This is a genomic window from Devosia epidermidihirudinis (assembly GCF_000971295.1).
GTDB lineage: Bacteria > Pseudomonadota > Alphaproteobacteria > Rhizobiales > Devosiaceae > Devosia > Devosia epidermidihirudinis.
This window is the reverse complement of the sequence record NZ_LANJ01000016.1, coordinates 599,545-617,454: the sequence shown is the minus strand read 5'-3', so window position 1 is coordinate 617,454 and position 17,910 is coordinate 599,545. Positions and strand designations below refer to the sequence as shown.

Below are 17,910 nucleotides of genomic sequence, written 5' to 3'. Positions count from 1 at the left end.
TCTCCCCAGATGATCGGCACAATAGCCATCAAGCGCCGAAAGCCAAGGAAATGCCGCGCGACATATAGAAAATCCCCACAGCGGTAACGATCCAACGCGTCCAGCGCTTGAAATTGGCGTCACTGAGGCGCTGTAGCACCCAGAACCCGACATTGGCGCCGCCAATGGCGAAGGGCGCGGCTATCAGCACGGCGATCCATTCGCCAGGGGTCAGAACCATAGTGGCGTTCCAGTAAAACACCACCTTGGCGCCATGCGAGATGACCTGCGTGGCCGCCTTGGTGGCAACGATCTTGCGACGATCCATTGGCGTACGGATAAAGAAAATGTCGATGGTTGGCCCCGACACCCCCACCGCCAGATTGAGGCCGCCGCCGACAAAGCCGCAGATGAAAGCATGGAGGGGCTTACTGGCGTCGAGTGCCAGCCAATCGCGCGGAATCCAGACCAGGATCGGCATCAGGCCAATGACGATACAGACAGTGGCCAGCGATGGCGTGTACCGCAGGATGAACAACAGAATGCCGGCGGTCAGGAGACCGAGGCAAATCGTGCCCAGCACGCGCCAGTCGATAAAGGCGCGGGACAGGAAGGCGCGCGACCCATTGGAAATGATCTGGATGGCGCCCTGCACGGCAATGGCCGTACCTACCGGCATGATGGACAGCAGAATGGCCAGCAGGATCAACCCGCCCGCCATGCCGAAAATGCCCGACAGTGTTGAGGTGAAGAACACCGCCCCCACCATCACTGCACCAATCCAGACGCTCATTGCTCGCTCCGTTGTCCCGCGACTTGTGCGCTTGTCGCGGCAGTCGGACTAGAACGGATACGGCATGAGGGGGTGCCGGGAGCCGCTGGCTGGTGCGCAACGAGCGGTCACCCCTGCCGGGGCAACCGCTCAATGGGTCAGTTACGGCTTGAGGTCAGGGAAGTACTCACTGGCCGTTGGTGCCAGCAACTGGGGGATCGCAGCGAGTTTGACGGTCAGCAGATCCATGGTGCAGGCGAAGCTGACGAAGGGCAGTCCATCGAGCGAGAACACCACCTGATCGCCGGGGGCAAAGCGCATGCCAAGATTGCTGGCGATCAGCTCGTCGATACCGCACTGTTCTTCATATTCGCTGTCTTCGGCCGGCGTGCGATTGGCGATGACATAGTCGACCAGCGCCTTGTCTGCGGCCCAGAAATACCGGCTGGGATTGTCGATCGCGACGGACTGATCCACCTCGGCGCCGTAATCGTCCATGCTGCCGGTAGCAACCCAATCCTTGAACACCTTGGCCAGTGGCAGAGCTTCGCCGGTCTCCACGTCCAGAATGGTGGTGTAGCTGTGATTGTCGGGATGGGCCCCCGTGCAATAGGTGCTGCCGGACTCGGTCCAGTTGATCACGGTCGGGGATAGATAGCCCAGTACGACGCTCTCTTCATCCCAGCCGCCCAGCGTGCCGGTTTCCATGCCCGCGGTATTCTGGTTGGCGCCAAACCCGGCATAGGCCTGCGCCAGACAGTCAAAGGCAGAATAGTTCAGCTGCGCATGGCGGCGTTCCAGCGCCTCATTGATCATCTTTGTCGACGAACCATCGGCCAGTTCCAGCACGCGCGGGAAGGCGAATTTGGTGCGCGGATCGGTGACATAGCGGAAGGTGGAACCCTCCAGCGTCTCCTCAGGTCCAGCATCCATCACCACTTCCGATTTGGCGAAATCATAGGGCGCAGTATGGGGCGCAAAGATCTCGTCGCCGTCATAGGTCAGCATGGAGATACTGTCATAGATGCCATAGGGCGTCAGCACAGTGCCTTCAGGCAGCTCGCGATCACCTATGCGTTCCAGCTTGATCGGGAATGACTTGCCGTCCTTGCCCGCGCCCTGCCAGGTGCCGGTGAGCGTTGCGCCATCGCGTGACTGGGTCAGCGTCCAGGTTGCGCCAATCGGCTTGTCGGTGACGTCGCCATTGCTGTCGGCAACGCAGGTGGTCACTGTACACGGCGCTTCCTCGGCCATGCGGATTTCGCCATTGGCGCCCTCCAGCAGATCGAGCGGAATGTCGCCGCCCTTGTTGAGGTAGCTGTAGCGCCCAACTAGGCTGCCGCGTGCCGGCGACGCCAATTCAGCCAGAATTTCAAGATTACCCAGCGTGCCCTTGTAGGTCACCGCCTCGACGGCCAGAGTTGGCGTGGTGACAAGCAGGACGGCGGCAAGAACGGCTAAACGCATGCTGGTACTCCGATTTCCCGGGCACGTTAGCAGATTAGCGGGCGGTGCATACCCCTTGCCAAATCACCGGACTACAGCGCGGACGGAGTTTTTGGAGGCTGCAACAGACCTCATGGTGAGGTCTACTGATTGCCCAACTCGGCTCTACTCCTCCCCGGCTCAGGGGGAGGAGTCGTGAGTGGATGGCTCAGGTGCTCGCAGCCTTGGCATTGGCTTGCGCCACGACTTCATCGGGGATGTCGTCGAAGCTGGCATAGTTCATGTTGTAGAGTTTGGAATAGAGCCCGCCCTTCTCCATCAGCTCGTCATGATTGCCGGTTTCGATCAGCTCGCCGTTCTGCAGCACGATGATACGGTCGGCGCCACGGATGGTGGCGAGGCGATGGGCTATGACCATGCCGGTGCGGCCTTCGAGCAAGGTGAGAAGAGCCTTCTGGATTTGCCGTTCGGTGTAGCTATCGATATTGGCGGTTGCTTCGTCGAGCACCAGGATTTTGGCATCAGCCACCAGAGCCCGGGCAAAGCTCAGCAATTGCCGCTGGCCGAGCGACAGGTTGGCGCCGCGCTGTTCGAGAACGCTGTCATAGCCGCCGGGCAGACGCGAGATGAACTCATGCGCACCCACGGCCTTGGACGCCGCGATCACATCGTCCAGCGTCGCCGAGGTCTTGTTGTAGCGGATGTTGTCGAACACCGAGCCGGTGAACAGGAACGGCTCCTGCAGCACCATGGCGACCTGTTCGCCCAGCGATTCCTGGGTGATGTCGCGCACGTCGTGCCCGCCCACCATTACGGCACCGGACTGCACCTCATAGAACCGGTGCACCAGGGACATCGCGCTGGTCTTGCCCGAGCCGGTGGGCCCCACCAGAGCCACCGTCTCGCCTGGCTTGACCAGAAAGCTCACATTCTTGAGCACCGGATTGTCTTCACGGTAGCCGAAGGTGACGTTCTTGAACTCGACCGAGCCATCCATATCGCGAGTCAGCGTCACGGCGTCAGGCTTGTCGGCAATCGACACCGGCACGTCGAGCACTTCGGTGATGCGACGGCCCGAGGTCATGGCGCGCTGCATGATCGAATACTGCATGGTCAGCGAGCGGATCGGATCGAAGAAGCGCTGGATGTAGAACAGGAACGCGACGATGACGCCGATTTCCAGCCCGCCATTGAGCACCAGCGAGCCACCGACAACCACCACGGTCGCCATGGCGATGCCGGTGAGGCTATCGACAATCGGCACCATGACCTGCGCATAGCGGGAACCGGTCAGCTGGGTCAGCAGATTATTGTAGGCCTTGTCGTCATAGAGATCGAAATTGACCTTCTGGCGGTCCAAGTTCTGCACGGTCCGCACGCCATTGATGCCCTCGGCCATGGCACCGGCCGTGATCGAGTTGGTCTCGTGTGCAGCCCAGAAGGCGCGCTTGGCGGGTGGCAGCCAGAAGATGCGCACGATGAACAGGATGGGCATGGTGGACAGCGTCAAAAGGCCCAGCCGGAAATCAAGCGTCAGCAGGACGACGACGATGCCGATCAGCAGCACGACGTCACCGACGGAGATCACCGAGGTTTCCAGAAACTCCTGCATGGAGTTCACGTCACCCTGCAAGCGGCTCATCAGGCGGCCGACTTCGGTCTTGTCCATAAAGCTGAGCGACACGCGCTGCAGCTGGGCGAACATGGCCCGGCGCATATCGAACAGCACGTTCTCGGCCACCTTGCCGACTTCGGTTTCCTGCACATAGGAGGCAGCGAAGTTGAAGAGCACCGCCACGGCAAAGGCCACCATGGCCCACAGCAGATTGGTCGTGTTGCCGCCCTGGGTCATGCCGCTATCGATGGCGCGGCCGATGATCAGGGGAATGGCAAGCTGGGTGGCGGTAAACACCAGAACAGCGCCGACCGAGATATAGATCTTGGTCTGGTAGGGCTTCACGAACGCCCAGATGCGTCGGACCGTTTTGGGGTCATAGGCCTTGCCGAAGACTTCTTCTTCGATGCGATGGCTGCCCACGCTGGCGCGCGGCGGACGCTGGCCGGGAAAGGCTGCGACTTCGCGGTCTTCTTCCTCAATCGCACTCATTGGGCTGCGCTCCCCATTTCGATGTCTTCGGTGGGGCGGGTCTGCAGATCATACAGCGCCCGATAACGACCTCCGGCAGCCAGCAATTCCTCGTGGCTGCCCTCTTCGACGATCTTGCCATTGTCGAGGAACAGGATGCGGTCGGCATGCAGGAGCGAGCTCAGGCGATGGCTGATCACCAGCGTCACGCGGTCCTTGGCATAGCGGCGGATGGCGCTGCGAATGCGGTGTTCAGTGCCCGCGTCGATAGCCGCCGTGGAATCGTCGAACACCATGACCGCAGGCTTGAGCACGAGACTGCGCGCAATCGACAGTCGCTGGCGCTGCCCGCCCGACAGTGACACGCCACGCTCGCCCACCACGGTGTCATAACCGGCTGGCAGACCCATGATGTAATTGTGCAGCTGCGCGCTTTCGGCGGCCTTTTCGATCTTGGTCTCCTTGGACCAGGGATCGCCATAGGCAATGTTGTTTTCGATAGTGGTGGTGAAGAGGAAGCTGTCCTGCTGCACCACGGCGACCGAGCGACGCAACGACTGCAGCGACACCTTGCTCACGTCCTGCCCGTCGATGGTGATGTGGCCACCACTGACATCGTAGAAGCGCGGAATGAGATGGGCCAGCGTCGACTTGCCCGCACCGGGCGCGCCGACGATGCCGATGGTTTCGCCCGCATGGGCCTCAAAGCTAACGCCATCGAGCGTCGGATGATTGGCGCCGGGATAGGTGAAGCTGACATTGTCAAACTTGAGCGTGCCCTTGGTGACCTTGAGGTCTGGCACGCCGGGTTCATCGGCGATCGAAATGGGTTCATCGAGGAACCCGAACAGGCGGTCGCCACAGATCGAGGCGCGCGCGAAGGAGTTCACCATCAGGCCGAGCTGGCGCACCGGCATCTGCAGGATCGTCATGAAGGTGAGGAACGATGCGAGCGTACCAACGCTCATTTCGCCCGCGATCACCTTATTGCCGCCGAACCAGAGCACGAGGCCCATGGCCGCAAAGAACGAGAAGGTCATGGCCGAGGTGTTGCGCACGCGAATGCCGACCCGTTCATGAGACAGCTCGAGCGCCTCCTTGCTGGCGACGTCGAACTTGGCGAGCTCGAACTTCTGGCCAGAGAACGCTCGTACGACGCGGATGCCGCCGAGGTTTTCTTCCATCACCCGGGTCAGTGCAGACAGCTTGTCCTGCAGCATGATCCAGGTGGCGCGCAATGTCAGCTGCGCCACCGACGAGCGCCAGGCAACGAAGGGCACAAAGCTCAGCGCCAATAGGCCCAGCACAAAATCGGTGCTGAGCAGCATATAGGCGCCCACCCCGATCAGCACCGAGAGCAGCACCACACGCACGAGGCCGGTCGAAAAGAACATGCGCACGCCGTCCAGATCGAGCAGGCCCATGGTGATGAGATCACCAGTATGGACCTTGTCGTGATAGGCATAGGGCAGCCGTTGCACCTTGTCGTAAAAGGCAAGGCGCAGCTCATAACCAACGTGGTGGCCGACCGATTCCGAATAGTAGTTCTGCAGCAGGGTGAAGATGCCGCGCGCCACCGACAGGCCCAGCAGCAGCATGGCGCTCCAGAATAGCGCCTGTTCCGCCCCCGCCGCGCCAACGCTCAACACGTCCTGCGCCTGATCGATGGCGTGCCCCAAAAGCCGAGGAATGAGCAATTGCAGCACCGAGGCCACGATTGTCGCGCCGATGGCGGCCGAGGCCTGCCAGGGGTGGCGCAGCGAATAGAGGGAAATCCGCAGCAGTGGGCCTTGGCCCTTACCAGCATGGGCAGCAGCCACATGTGCACGTGCATCGCCGCGTGAATGGACGCGGCCAGCCTTGTCGGTGGTCAAGGAAGTATCCAGACTTCAATTTGTATGTGGGGTCCGAACCGGCACGGAGCCAACACTAGGCGCAGCCCGGACAAATCAACTCGCGAAAACAATGAACGCCCATTCGCCGTACCATTCAAGACCGATTTTGGGCAAAAATCACAAAGTATGAGACGGGATGGCGCAATATCGCCGCTAAGGGCTGGAATTGAGCTCCGGATAGATCAGTGCCGAACATTGCCGGTTGCTGGCATCGAGCTGGGTCTGCACTTCGGGCGTGATGGTGCCGGTAAAAATGGGCTCCCACAGATCGTTGGTTTCAACGTTCTCCAGGCCGCACTGGCAGTAGGTGACGCAGAGCTTGGCATCGGTGCCACTATCAACGCAGGACTGCTGGCACGAGTTCATGAAATCGGTGCTGCGCATGGCGATCTCTGGATGGGTCACCTGCGCCAGCGGGAACAGCACAGCCAGCAGCAGCGGCTGGTGCAGCACATAGATCAAGAGGCTCCAACGCCCCATCGTGGTCAGCAGGCGCGCGAACCGTCCCGTGGGCTGAATGGCGAGGAGCTTACCAGCCAACGATGAGGCCAGCACCAGACGGGTTGCAATCACCCCAACCAGCACCGCACCGAACCATGGGAACACCGGAACCAGGTCATTGGCAGGCGGCGGGATTTGCCAGAAGCCGAGCCAGGACCATGCCTTCTCGTTAAACAACGGATCGGTGAAGACGAAATGCACCCCGATCACCGCAAGCGCGACGATGATCACCAGCCATAGCGGCGCGCGCAGGAATGGCAGCGCCAGAATGGAAAACAGTGCAATGGCATGCAGCACGCCGAAATAGACAAAGCTGTCGGGGAAGGCGAACCAGGTGGCAATGGTGATGACCAACGCACCCGCCGCCACCCACACCCAGCGCCGCCAGAACGCAGCCCAGCGAATTCCCTTGCCATGGCCCAGCACCAGCCCAACGCCCACAAGGAACAGGAAGACCGACAGAATGCTGCGCGCAATGAACACCCATTGCGGATCGTAGCCGACATTGGCTTCGATGAAGCGGAAGTAGCTGAGGTCCCAGCACAGGTGATAGGCGATCATCGCAATGATCGCGACGCCCCGGGCAATGTCGACAACGGCAAAGCGGGGAGACTTGATTGTATCGGTCATGGGACTGCGCCTTGCTTGTGTGCCACGACCTCGTCCTTCGACGAGCTCAGGATGAGGTCTGCCGAGCTACTGCGACCGCGGTAGACCTCATGGTGAGCCTGTCGAACCACGAGGTCGTCCATCAAATCACCTTTGCCAACACTGCCAAAAAGGCGTCGCCGTAACGGTCGAGCTTGGCCTGACCGACGCCGGGCAGGTTCAGCATATCATGGGGATGGCGCGGTTGGGCCAGCGCCATGGCGCGCAGCGTGTTGTCGTGGAAAATGACATAGGGCGGCACACCCTGCAGCTTGGCGAGACGCGTACGCTCTTCGCGCAGGGCCTCAAAAATCGGCCGCGCATGGTCGGGAACATCGGCGATACGCTCAAGCGAGCGCCGCACTTCGACGGACTTGCGGGGGCGATCCTTGCGCAGGATCACCGCGCGTTCGCGCTTGAACACCGCCCGTGCCCCTTCGCCCAGCGTCAGCGCACCATGATTGCCGTGATCGACCACGATCAACCCGGACGCAGTCAACTGACGTAACACCGACTGCCAGGACTTGGAGTCGAGATCCCTGCCCTGCCCGAAGACCGGCTGGTTCTGATGCCCGAAACGTTCGACCTTTTCGGTCGCCTTGCCCATCAACACATCAACGATATGGGCGCCGCCAAAGCGCATGCCGGTGCGATAGATCGCGGCCAGCGCCTTGATGGCGGCTTCTGTGCCGTCCCAGCTTTCCACCGGCGAGCGGCACGTATCGCAATTGCCGCAATTGCCGGGATGGGCTTCGCCGAAGTGATTGAGGATCGCCTTGCGACGGCATTCCGCCGTCTCGCAGACACCCAGCAGAGCATTGAGCTTGCCGTGCTCGAGGCGCTTGACCTCATCTGGAGCGTTGCCCTCGTCGATCATGCGGCGACGCTGCACGACGTCGGCCATGCCATAGCTCATCCAGGCATCAGACGGCTGGCCATCGCGACCGGCGCGGCCGGTTTCCTGATAATAAGCTTCGATGGAGGCTGGCAGATCCATATGCGCCACATAGCGCACGTCGGGCTTGTCGATGCCCATGCCGAAGGCGACCGTGGCCACCATGCAGATATTGTCATCCTTGAGGAACGCGTCCTGATTGGCGCTGCGCCGCTCGGGGGACATGCCTGCGTGATAGGGCAGCGCCGGAATGCCCTTGCTGCTCAGCCAGTCGGCAACGTCCTCAACCTTGGCACGGCTGAGGCAATAGACAATGCCCGAGCTGCCCTTGTGCGCGGCCAGAAAGCTCAGCAGCTGATCGCGCGCCTTGTCGCGTTCAACGATGGAATAGGAGATATTGGGCCGATCAAAGCTGGTGGTGAACACCCGCGCATCGTCCAGCCCCAGCCGCTCGATAATATCTTCGCGTGTGGTGGGATCGGCAGTGGCGGTCAGCGCAATGCGCGGCACGCCGGGGAATAGCTCGGTGAGGCGGCTCAGCTCGCGATATTCGGGGCGGAAATCATGGCCCCACTGGCTCACGCAATGGGCCTCATCGATGGCAAACAGCGCAATCTCGATGCCCGACAGCATATTGGCAAAGCCCGGCGTCGCCACACGTTCGGGCGCCACATAGAGCAGGTCGAGTTCGCCATTGCGCAACTGGCGGCGCACATCGAAGGACTCTTCCTGCGTCAACGACGAATTGAGCGCTGCCGCCGCCACACCAGCCTGCTTGAGGGCTTCCACCTGATCGCGCATCAGCGCGATCAGCGGGGAAATCACGATGCCCACACCGCGCCGGCAAATGGCCGGGATCTGGTAGCACATGGATTTGCCGGCGCCGGTGGGGAACAGCACGACAGCGTCGCCACCATCCACCAGATGCCGGACCACTTCATCCTGCTGACCGCGGAAGCTGCGATGGCCGAAAACATCGCGCAGCACAGCCAAGGGATCGCGGGCGCGGGGCCCCACGATTGGCTGGAAAAGGTCTGCGCTCGACTCGGTCATGCTCACCCTGACCTTGAATCACACGGTCAATGTCCGCGCAACTCACAGGGTGCACACCACAGCGCTTAGTGGTGCATGTTGCTGTTTTGTCAGTGTGCCTTGGCGCGGCCGGAGCCGGATTTCTTGCCGCCACCATCTTCCTTGTTGACGGTGGCCCAAGCGCGAGCCTCAGCCTCCTTGTCCGAAACGCCTTTATCCTCATAGCCTTCGGCAATGTGGGCGGCCTTGCGCTTCTGCTTATCGGTATAGGCGGACTTGTCACCTTGGGGCATTGTCGTCTCCTCGTGTCAGCGAGACGCGGCGCGGGTGGGATAAGGGCTCGGCTGCCGTTTCGTTGGCCGGGTCGGGAAACCGGAAAAACCAACCCGTTCCCTCTGCCACCGTGTCCGGTTGACGCGCGCCTGCGCCTACACAGACAAAACCGCCCGGCGCCGGGATTGTTCCCAAATTCAGCCGGTTGTGATCGGTCGCAATGGCTTGCTGAGGAACCGCGATCCATTACGCACAAAGCGCCAGGGCGTCTCGACACCCTTGGTCAGTCCGATCCGCGGGCCGGTGGCAATGTCATGTTCGGCATCGCGCGCGAGCAGTTGAAAAGGGGGCGCATCGAGCGGCAGGCCGTTTTGCGCGATGCTGACATCCAGCGCCTGACACAGCTTGCCCGGACCTGAGCATAGCTGACGGATGCCCAACCCTCCGCGGCGGTTAGCCATGCGATCAATACCCTCAGTCGGCTCCAGCGCCCGGATTAACACGGCACTGCCCGTCTGGCAGACAAAGTTCAAGCACCAATGAATGCCGTAGATTTTGTAGACATAGGCATGGCCGGGCGGGCCGAACATCGCCGCATTGCGCGGGGTGGGGCCACGAAAGCTGTGCGAGGCCGGATCGGATGGCTCATAGGCCTCCACCTCCACCAACATCCCGCCCACGCCATCGACAAGGAGCGTCGTGCCGATGAGGTCGCGGGCAACGTCGAGAACGGGACGATCAAAGAAGCTGGGTGGGATGGAATTGGACTGGGGCACGTTCGATCCGCGTCAGAGATTCTGTGTGAGCAATAAACGATCCCACCCAACCGCGCCTCCCCTTCACTCCGGCATCGGCCCATCCTGTTCGCCGCGCAGCATCCCGGCATAAACCCCGGGCTTGGAGTTCGGGATTTCCAGCGCGTCGAGCCGCTTCTGATAAAACGCCACAGGACCGGGATCGCCGATCACGGCATAGCCGTAACCGGCTTCGCGCATCCCGCGCAGCGTGGCAATCAGCAGTGCCTCGCCGATCCCCTGCCCGCGCGCTTCGGCATCAACACCGGTCGGCCCAAAGAACCCCTTGGCCGTGGTGTCATGGCAGGCAAACCCCAGCAGCTTGCCGTCCTTGACCGCGATCCAGGTCGTCACCGGGTTCTGCGCCAGGCCCTTTGTGGCCTCGCTCACCCAGGTGCGGTGGAAATGCTTGCCGATCCAATCAAGGATCACATGGCCCTCAGGCGCGATGGCGCGGCGCACCACAATTCCGGCAGCCGCCACCTTGGCCTCCGCCTCAAACACCGGCAGATCGTATAGTCGGACAAGCAGATCAGTCATGGTCGAGCTCTCTCCCCCTCAACACAGTCAACGTCAGTCGACGCGTCCTCGCGCGGCAACCGGCACGGTTTCCACCACCGCGCCATTGGAAATCAGCGTCACCGTTGCGAACAGGTTGCTAACCACGCAGGCATGGTTGGGGATGATGCGGATTTTTTCGCCAATCTTGGGCTTGGTCGCGCAGGCACTGAGATCGATGGTACCATGCTCTTCGCTCAGCCCCACAATCACCGCGTCAGGATAGGCCTCGATCAGGCCAAAACCGGCCATGCCCAGCGTATCGCTGGTCAGCGCCTTGGACCCGGCATCGATAATGGCGCGGTCTTCGGTGGGGCGGCTGACGACGGTCGCCAATACAGTCAGCGCGCAGTCGGCAAAGCCGCCAACGCCCTTGGAGACCTGAAAGCGGTCCATATAAATATAGGTGCCGGGGCGATGCTCGGTCGCGGCCTTCACCTCATGGGCGCGCCAGATATCGGGCGTTCCGCCATTGGACACGATGGGCGCAGGCAGCCCTGCATCGGCCAAAGCCTGCTTGGCTGCAGCGAGCCAGGCCGCATTGGCCTCGACCAGCCCGGCCGCCGGATAGGTCATCAGCCCGCCAAAGCGCAGGCCGGGCGATGCGGCAATCTTCTGTGCCAGCGCCACGGCGGCGGCAGGGCTCTGCACACCACAGCGTCCCATGCCGGTGTCGCATTCGACCAGCACCAGCAGCGGCTTGCTCGCATCGGCAAAGGTCGCGGACAGCCCTGCCACGGTTTGCTCGCTGTCCGCCGTCACCGAGATATTGACTCGGCTCGCCAGCGCCTTCAGCCGCGCCAGCTTGGCTGCGCCGATGATATTGTAGGGCATGAAGATTTCGGTGATGCCGGCATCGGCCATCACCTCGGCCTCGCCCAGCTTCTGCACTGTGATGCCAATGGCGCCCAGATCAATGGCGCGCTTGGCAAAGCGGGGCAGCTTGTGGGTCTTGATATGGGGCCGCAGTTTCAGCCTATGGCTGTCGGCATAGTACTGGACGCGCTTGAGGTTGGCATCGACGCGGTCGACGTCGATCAGGACAGCGGGCGTATCGAGTTCAGAAAAATCGGTCATTTGCCCCTCAAGACATCGTCAACAAAACGCAGATTGCCAGCTGTCAGCCCTGCGTCAACCGGCAATACGGTGCCGGTGATCCCCGAAGCCGCATCAGAGCAGAAAAACACCGCCGCATTGGCCACTTCCATGGGCAACACCATGCGACCCAAAGGATAATGCGGCAGCACGCCATCAAGCAGCGCTGGGTCGGCTTCCAGCCGGTGATCCCATGCCGGGGTGCGGACCGAACCGGGACAGATCACATTGGCGCGCACGCCCTGCCCGCCACGCTCCACCGCAATGGCCTTGGCATAAGCAACAAGGCCAGCCTTCGCCGCCGAATAAGCCGGGTTACCATAGTGGGCGATGGCGTTGACCGAGGAGATGAACACCAGCGCGCCCTTGCCTCGTGCGGCCATTGCCTGAACGATCGGGTCGGTCATGGCATAGGCGCCATTGAGGTTGATATTGACCTCTGACTCCCAGACATCGTCGCTGGCAATCTGGTCAAGCGTTTCCGCACGGGTAAACCCGGCATTTGACACCACTGCGTCTGGGGTACCCGCCTTGGCAAGGTAGTGTTTGATCGCCGCGCGGGTGCCCGCTGGATCGGCCTGATCGAACAGCACCTGATGGCGCACACCAAGCCCATCGAGCATTGACGCCTCGCGGTCCGCTCCATCGACGATGGCGCCCGCATTCTGGAAGGCAAGGACCAGTGAGCGGCCAATGCCGCCCCCCGCGCCGCTGATCAATACGGTTTTGCCTTTCAGGCCGAACACAGTGTCACTCATGGCAGATCCCCTAAGGTCCCTTATAGGCGATGCAGTCGATTTCCACTTTGCAGTCCACCATCATGTGGCTCTGCACGCAGGCACGGGCTGGCGGATGCTCGCCGAAATAGCTCTTGTAGACGGCGTTGAAGCTCCAGAAGTCGCGCGGATCATCCAGCCAGACACCGCAGCGGACCACATGTTCGAGCCCATAGCCAGCCTCAGTCAGGATGGCGATGACGTTCTGGATCGTCAGATGCGTCTGCTCGACAATGCCGTCATGAACGATCTCGCCGTCCTTCATGGCAACTTGCCCCGACACATGTAGCCACCCGCCCGCTTCCACAGCGCGCGCGAAGGGCAGGTTTTGACCACCGGCACCAGCTTTTTCAGCACCATAACGCTTGATCGGCATGTGTCTCTCCCTCGAGTTTTTGTAAGCCAGTTTCTTAATTCAACCAGTATTGCGCAAATTTTCGCCGCGCGCCGCGCCAAATGGCACATTTTCTGTAAATTTCTTACGTGATTGATGGCTTTAAGCTATGCTAGCCTCCTATTGGGCAGCCATGTCGGCAACCCATTTCCGCTTAAGCCAAATTGCGAGACTGTCGTGCGCGTGTTTACCGCCGCTCTGGCCACCGAGACCAATACCTTTTCCCCCATCGCCATTGACCGGCGGGCCTTTGAGGCATCGCTTTATGCCGGCCCTGGTCAGCATCCGGTGACGCCGACGCTGTGCACCGCGCCGATCACCGTGGGCCGCGAAGTGTGTGGGCAATTGGGCTGGACGCTGATCGAGGGCAGCTCGAGCTGGGCCGACCCCGCAGGTCTTGTGGCACGCAGCACCTATGAATATCTGCGCGATGAAATCCTCGAGCAGCTGCAAGCCGCCTTGCCTGTTGATGGCGTGGTGTTGGGCCTGCATGGCGCTATGGTGGCGCAGGGCTATGATGACCCCGAGGGCGATTTCCTGTCCCGCGTGCGCGACATTGTCGGGCCTGACGTTCTGATCTGTGCCGAGCTCGACCCGCACAGCCACCTGACCGCCAAGCGCGTCGCAGCCGCCAATTTCTTCGTCGTGTTCAAGGAGTTTCCACACACCGACTTCGTCGATCGCGCCCGCGATCTGTGGTCGATTGCCGTGCGGGCACTGACCAAGGAAATCACGCCCGTCATGTCGGTGTTCGATTGCCGCATGATCGACGTGTTCCCCACCTCCAAGCAGCCGATGCGCGGCTTTGTCGACCAGCTCTATGCGCTGGAAAAGTCCGAACCGGATGTGCTGTCGCTTTCGGTCATCCACGGTTTTATGGCCGGCGACGTGCCCGAAATGGGCACCAAGATCATTGCCGTCACCGACAATGCGGCGGCGCAGGGCGCGGCTCTGGCTGAAAAGCTGGGCCGGGACCTCTTCTCCATGCGCGGCACCTTCATGGTGGCGCAGGTCGATGAAAAGACGGCGGTCACTGCCGCCGTCGCCGCGCCCAAGGGGCCCGTGGTGATTGCCGATGTCTGGGACAATCCCGGTGGCGGCACGGCGGGCGACGCCACTGTGGTTCTTGCAGAGCTGATCGCACAGGGCGTGACCGATGTGGCCGTGGGCACAATCTGGGACCCGATTGCGGTGCAGATCTGCATGGCCGCTGGCGAAGGCGCCGAGATCCCGCTGCGCTTTGGCGCCAAGTCAGCGCCGCTCACTGGCAGCCCCATCGACAAGATCGTCACCGTGCGCAAGCTGGTCGCCAATGCTGAAATGAAGTTTGGCGAAAGCTTTGCCCCGTTCGGCGATGCGGCCTGGATCAGCTTTGACGGGATCGATGTGATCCTCAACTCCACCCGCGCCCAGAGCTTTGACCCCAGCCTGTTCTCGGCGCTGGGGATCGACCCGACATCGCGCAAGATCCTGCTGATCAAGTCGACCAACCATTTCTATGACTCGTTCTCCAAGATCGCCTCGGAGATCATCTACTGCGCGGCCGGCAAGCCCTATCCGAACACGCCCGCCACCACGCCCTATCGCAAGGCGCGTCGCGACATCTGGCCGATGGTGGAGAACCCCTGGGCCTGAGGCCCACACTTCTTTTCAGCCACAGTGTCATTCCCGCGAAAGCGGGAATCTCCCTTCACATCGCCAGGGGGATTCCCGCTTTCGCGGGAATGACGTTGTGGTTGGACGGTGAACTTTGCTCCACACCGCTCGTCACCCTCGGGCTCGACCCGAGGGTGACGATTGCGTTGTCGGAGAATAAGAAACTCAGTCTTCCGACCAGTTCCCGTAAAGAATTGGCATCAGGCCAACCAGCGCTTCAAACCGCTTCCAGCTCTTGCGCTCAGGCAGGGTCCAGCCGGATTCCGCGATGGCGGAAATGCGCGGGAAGACGAGGCGGTCAAAGATTGCCCGGTCGGTCATGGACTCGCTCCAGATGCAGCTCTGGATCCCCAGCAGGTGGGACAGCTCTTCCTCGTTCCAGCCATCGCGTGGCTCGAACTCATAGGTTTCCTGCGCGTTGGAATTTCCCGCCCAGGCAGCGCCCGGCTCGGCCCAATCGGTGGAGTTGGCCATGTCGAGGTAATACCGCTGACCGGGAGAGACGACGATGTCATAGCCACGCGCCGCAAGCGCCCGGTTGATCTCCACATTGCGCCAACCCACGAGATAGGTCTTGGCCTTGTCGACCACGTCGCCATGCGCAGTCTCTTCCCAGCCGCCGGTCACTGCGCCCTTGGAGGCGATGATCTGGTGCACGCGGCGAATAAATTCGGCCTGCAGGATGGCCGTCGGCGAGCCTTCGATTTCGTCGGCGCCACCATGATTGCCAAGCTTGTTAAGCTGGGCTTCGTGCTTCTTGCGCATGGCAGGACCAGCGAGCTTTTCCAGGAGGTCCAGCGCCAGGGGCGAACCGGACCATGCCGCCAGCGGCACTTCGTCGGCGCCGAGGTGGAAAATACCGCCCGGGAACAGCTCAAGCACTTCCCCGACCACCGTGTCGATGAACTCATAAACCGGCTCATAGGCTGGGTTGAGGCTGTTATTGGGGAAGCCCTGCACCGACTGGTACTCGCCGATCTCGTTGGGATCGCGCAGATGCGGCAGTGCCTGAAGCGTGGCGTAGCTGTGGCCGGGAATGTCGATCTCGGGGATGATCTGGATACCCAGATCCTGACCGAGCTGCACGATCTCGCGGATCACGGCTTTTGAGTAAAAGCCGCCGGTGGGGTGTGGTCCCGAGCCCAGCAGCGGCGGCAATGCCTTGCCGTGGCCGCGCCAGGCGCCGATTTCGGTCAGCTGCGGATAGGCGTCGATCTCAACGCGCCAGGCTTCGTCCTCGCTCAAATGCCAGTGGAAGCGGTTCATCTTGTTCCAGGCCAGCAGCTTCAGCAGGCGCTTCACTTCGGCAGCGGAATAGAACTGGCGCGCGACGTCGAGATGGGTGCCGCGGAAGCGGAAACCGGGCTCGTCGCTGATGGTGCCGCCCGTGGGGAAGACGAAGGTTTGCGGGTATTGCAGCGCGCCGCGCAGCACCTGACCCAGGGTGATCAGGCCATAGAGCAGGCCCGCATGGGTCGAAGCAGTGACGGTGACGTCGTCGACGGCGAAGGTGACCTCATAGGCTTCCGGAGCGAAGCCAGCTTTTTCCACCAGCTTGACCGGAAAGCCGGCCTGCGAGGCGGGGCGGACAATGCCTTCGACGGGGAAGAGGTCATCGACGAGACGGGCAAAGGCGGCAGCGACATTTCCTGCCAGATCGCCCTGCGGCTGCAGCTCAAAGCCCACTGGCGTAGTGCGTGCGCCCGTGGTGGCGACGGACTTTGGCCATGGCACGATGGACACGGACACCGGAGCCTTGCCGGGGATCTTGTAGCGCGTCGAGCCCTTGCGCAGCGGCGCATTATTGCCTGTGGCGTGGGTTGGCGCAACCGGGATGGTGACGGTAGATCCATCGGCCAGCACGACATAGGCGCCGTTGGCGCCATCCTGCCAGTGACGCAGCGGCCAGCTGAGGCCACGGAAGGTCAGCTCCCAGGTCTCGCCGGGCTTCAGCACAAAGCCTTCGGGTGGCGCGGCTTCCGTGTGGTTGGAGAGGCGCACCAGCAGCGTACCATTCTCAATAGTCGCCAGTGGATCGATGCGGGCGGGACCGGAGAAGGACAGCGTGAAATCGCTGATCGCCTCGTCACCATTATTGGTGAGCTTGAGGCTGTAGGCGAGCGGAGCGGCGTCGCTGGCGGGCGTCCAATGGGTCGTGAGCGAAAGTCTTGGCGTCGTCATGGCAGCGTCCGGAAACTGATGGTTGAAAGAAGCGGCGACTAATCGCCGAGCGGTTGGGTATCCTCGCCGTCGCGATTGACGACGAGCTGATGCTTGATGCGCCGCATGCTGGCGATGGCGGGCGGCCCGAGCCGCGTCGCAACGGTCTGCGCGAGAATGTCGACGGTCGCCAAAAACGCGTAGCGACTGGATGTTGGCTGCAGGATGTCGTTGTTTTCGCTGCGATCGATGGGCAGCAGCACATCGGCATATTCGGCCAGCGGCGAGCCCGAGCGCGTCAGCACGATGCGCGTCAGCCCATATTCCCCGGCCACCGCCAGCGCCTTGGCCAGCGGCAGATTATTGCCGCTGAGCGAGAAGGCGATGATCACCGTGCCGGTGGGCGACGACGCCGCGCGCATCAGCTGCACCTGATGGTCCATCGACGAGGCGATCTTGATGCCCAGGCGGAACAGCCGCACTTCGGTTTCAGCCGCCACCATGGAGGACGAACCGCCCGAGCCATAAGACAGCACGAAACTGGCCTTCACGATACTTTCGGCGGCGCGCTCGATGGCATCGAAATCGAGATGGTCGAAGGTTTCGTAGATGGTGGACTGGATGGCGTTGACCACGCCCTGGGCGATCTCGCGCACGCTCGATGGCCCCGCTGTGGGCGCGAAATAGCGCTGCCCAACAAAGCGGGACTGCGCCAGCCGCACCTTGAAATCGGCATAGCTGTCGCAACCGAGGCGGCGACAGAAGCGGGTGACGGTGGGCGGGGACACATCGGCCTGTGCGGCGAGGTCGACAATACTCATCTTGAGCACACTATCGACGTCCGCCAGCACGATCTCGGTCAACGCCCGTTCGGAGCGCGTGAACTCGTTCTTTTCGGTCTGCAACAGGCCGACGATGTCCAGCATAAGGCTCTCCTGAGGGCGGGGTGG

At 61.8% G+C, this 17,910-nt stretch carries 14 protein-coding genes and 1 pseudogene; 1 reads left to right on the top strand and 14 read right to left on the bottom strand.

What is annotated here, in order from left to right; translation table 11 throughout:
- Positions 1-28 precede the first annotated feature (28 nt).
- The 12 genes and pseudogenes from WH87_RS11255 to WH87_RS11200 all read right to left on the bottom strand — a co-directional run bounded on the left by WH87_RS11255 (position 29) and on the right by WH87_RS11200 (position 13,126).
- The gene (locus WH87_RS11255; RefSeq protein ID WP_046139080.1) at positions 29-772 is read right to left on the bottom strand and encodes a sulfite exporter TauE/SafE family protein; all 744 of its coding nucleotides are present in this window, start codon (positions 770-772) and stop codon (positions 29-31) included.
- Positions 773-913: 141 nt separating this feature from the next.
- The gene (locus WH87_RS11250) at positions 914-2,218 is read right to left on the bottom strand and encodes a hypothetical protein (RefSeq protein WP_046139081.1); all 1,305 of its coding nucleotides are present in this window, start codon (positions 2,216-2,218) and stop codon (positions 914-916) included.
- 187 nt (positions 2,219-2,405) lie between these two features.
- Entirely contained in the window at positions 2,406-4,304 is a 1,899-nt protein-coding gene (locus tag WH87_RS11245; protein WP_046139082.1) for an ABC transporter ATP-binding protein, read from the bottom strand.
- Complete coding sequence (locus WH87_RS11240; RefSeq protein ID WP_046139083.1) at positions 4,301-6,157, bottom strand: ABC transporter ATP-binding protein; 1,857 nt, start codon at positions 6,155-6,157, stop codon at positions 4,301-4,303. The genes WH87_RS11245 and WH87_RS11240 overlap by 4 nt, the downstream gene beginning before the upstream one ends.
- A 174-nt stretch (positions 6,158-6,331) precedes the next feature.
- The gene (locus tag WH87_RS11235; protein ID WP_046139084.1) at positions 6,332-7,309 is read right to left on the bottom strand and encodes a DUF1624 domain-containing protein; all 978 of its coding nucleotides are present in this window, start codon (positions 7,307-7,309) and stop codon (positions 6,332-6,334) included.
- 121 nt (positions 7,310-7,430) lie between these two features.
- The gene (gene recQ / locus WH87_RS11230; protein ID WP_046139085.1) at positions 7,431-9,275 is read right to left on the bottom strand and encodes a DNA helicase RecQ; all 1,845 of its coding nucleotides are present in this window, start codon (positions 9,273-9,275) and stop codon (positions 7,431-7,433) included.
- Between the two features lie 98 nt (positions 9,276-9,373).
- Positions 9,374-9,547 (bottom strand): annotated as a pseudogene (locus WH87_RS11225) (plasmid stabilization protein); the annotation flags it as partial.
- A 177-nt stretch (positions 9,548-9,724) separates the two neighbouring features.
- Entirely contained in the window at positions 9,725-10,303 is a 579-nt protein-coding gene (locus tag WH87_RS11220; RefSeq protein WP_245622377.1) for a DNA-3-methyladenine glycosylase, read from the bottom strand.
- 63 nt (positions 10,304-10,366) lie between these two features.
- Entirely contained in the window at positions 10,367-10,861 is a 495-nt protein-coding gene (locus WH87_RS11215) for a GNAT family N-acetyltransferase (protein WP_046139087.1), read from the bottom strand.
- Between the two features lie 33 nt (positions 10,862-10,894).
- Positions 10,895-11,956 carry a D-TA family PLP-dependent enzyme gene (locus WH87_RS11210; RefSeq protein ID WP_046139088.1) on the bottom strand — a complete coding sequence of 354 codons (1,062 nt, stop codon included), beginning with the start codon at positions 11,954-11,956 and terminating at the stop codon, positions 10,895-10,897.
- Entirely contained in the window at positions 11,953-12,732 is a 780-nt protein-coding gene (locus WH87_RS11205; RefSeq protein ID WP_046139089.1) for an SDR family oxidoreductase, read from the bottom strand. Before WH87_RS11205 ends, WH87_RS11210 begins: the two co-directional genes overlap by 4 nt.
- A 10-nt stretch (positions 12,733-12,742) precedes the next feature.
- The gene (locus WH87_RS11200) at positions 12,743-13,126 is read right to left on the bottom strand and encodes a RidA family protein (protein WP_046139090.1); all 384 of its coding nucleotides are present in this window, start codon (positions 13,124-13,126) and stop codon (positions 12,743-12,745) included.
- Between the two features lie 195 nt (positions 13,127-13,321).
- Between WH87_RS11200 and WH87_RS11195 the strand changes: the two genes are divergently transcribed.
- The gene (locus tag WH87_RS11195) at positions 13,322-14,779 is read left to right on the top strand and encodes a M81 family metallopeptidase (RefSeq protein WP_046139741.1); all 1,458 of its coding nucleotides are present in this window, start codon (positions 13,322-13,324) and stop codon (positions 14,777-14,779) included.
- A 186-nt stretch (positions 14,780-14,965) separates the two neighbouring features.
- On the opposite strand, the gene WH87_RS11190 is transcribed toward WH87_RS11195, so the two are convergent.
- Together WH87_RS11190 and WH87_RS11185 are read right to left on the bottom strand one after the other, a co-directional pair.
- The gene (locus tag WH87_RS11190) at positions 14,966-16,981 is read right to left on the bottom strand and encodes a family 20 glycosylhydrolase (protein ID WP_046139091.1); all 2,016 of its coding nucleotides are present in this window, start codon (positions 16,979-16,981) and stop codon (positions 14,966-14,968) included.
- A gap of 38 nt (positions 16,982-17,019) precedes the next feature.
- Positions 17,020-17,886 (bottom strand): MurR/RpiR family transcriptional regulator, encoded by an 867-nt coding sequence (locus WH87_RS11185; protein ID WP_052726410.1) that lies wholly within the window; start codon positions 17,884-17,886, stop codon positions 17,020-17,022.
- Positions 17,887-17,910: the final 24 nt, after the last annotated feature.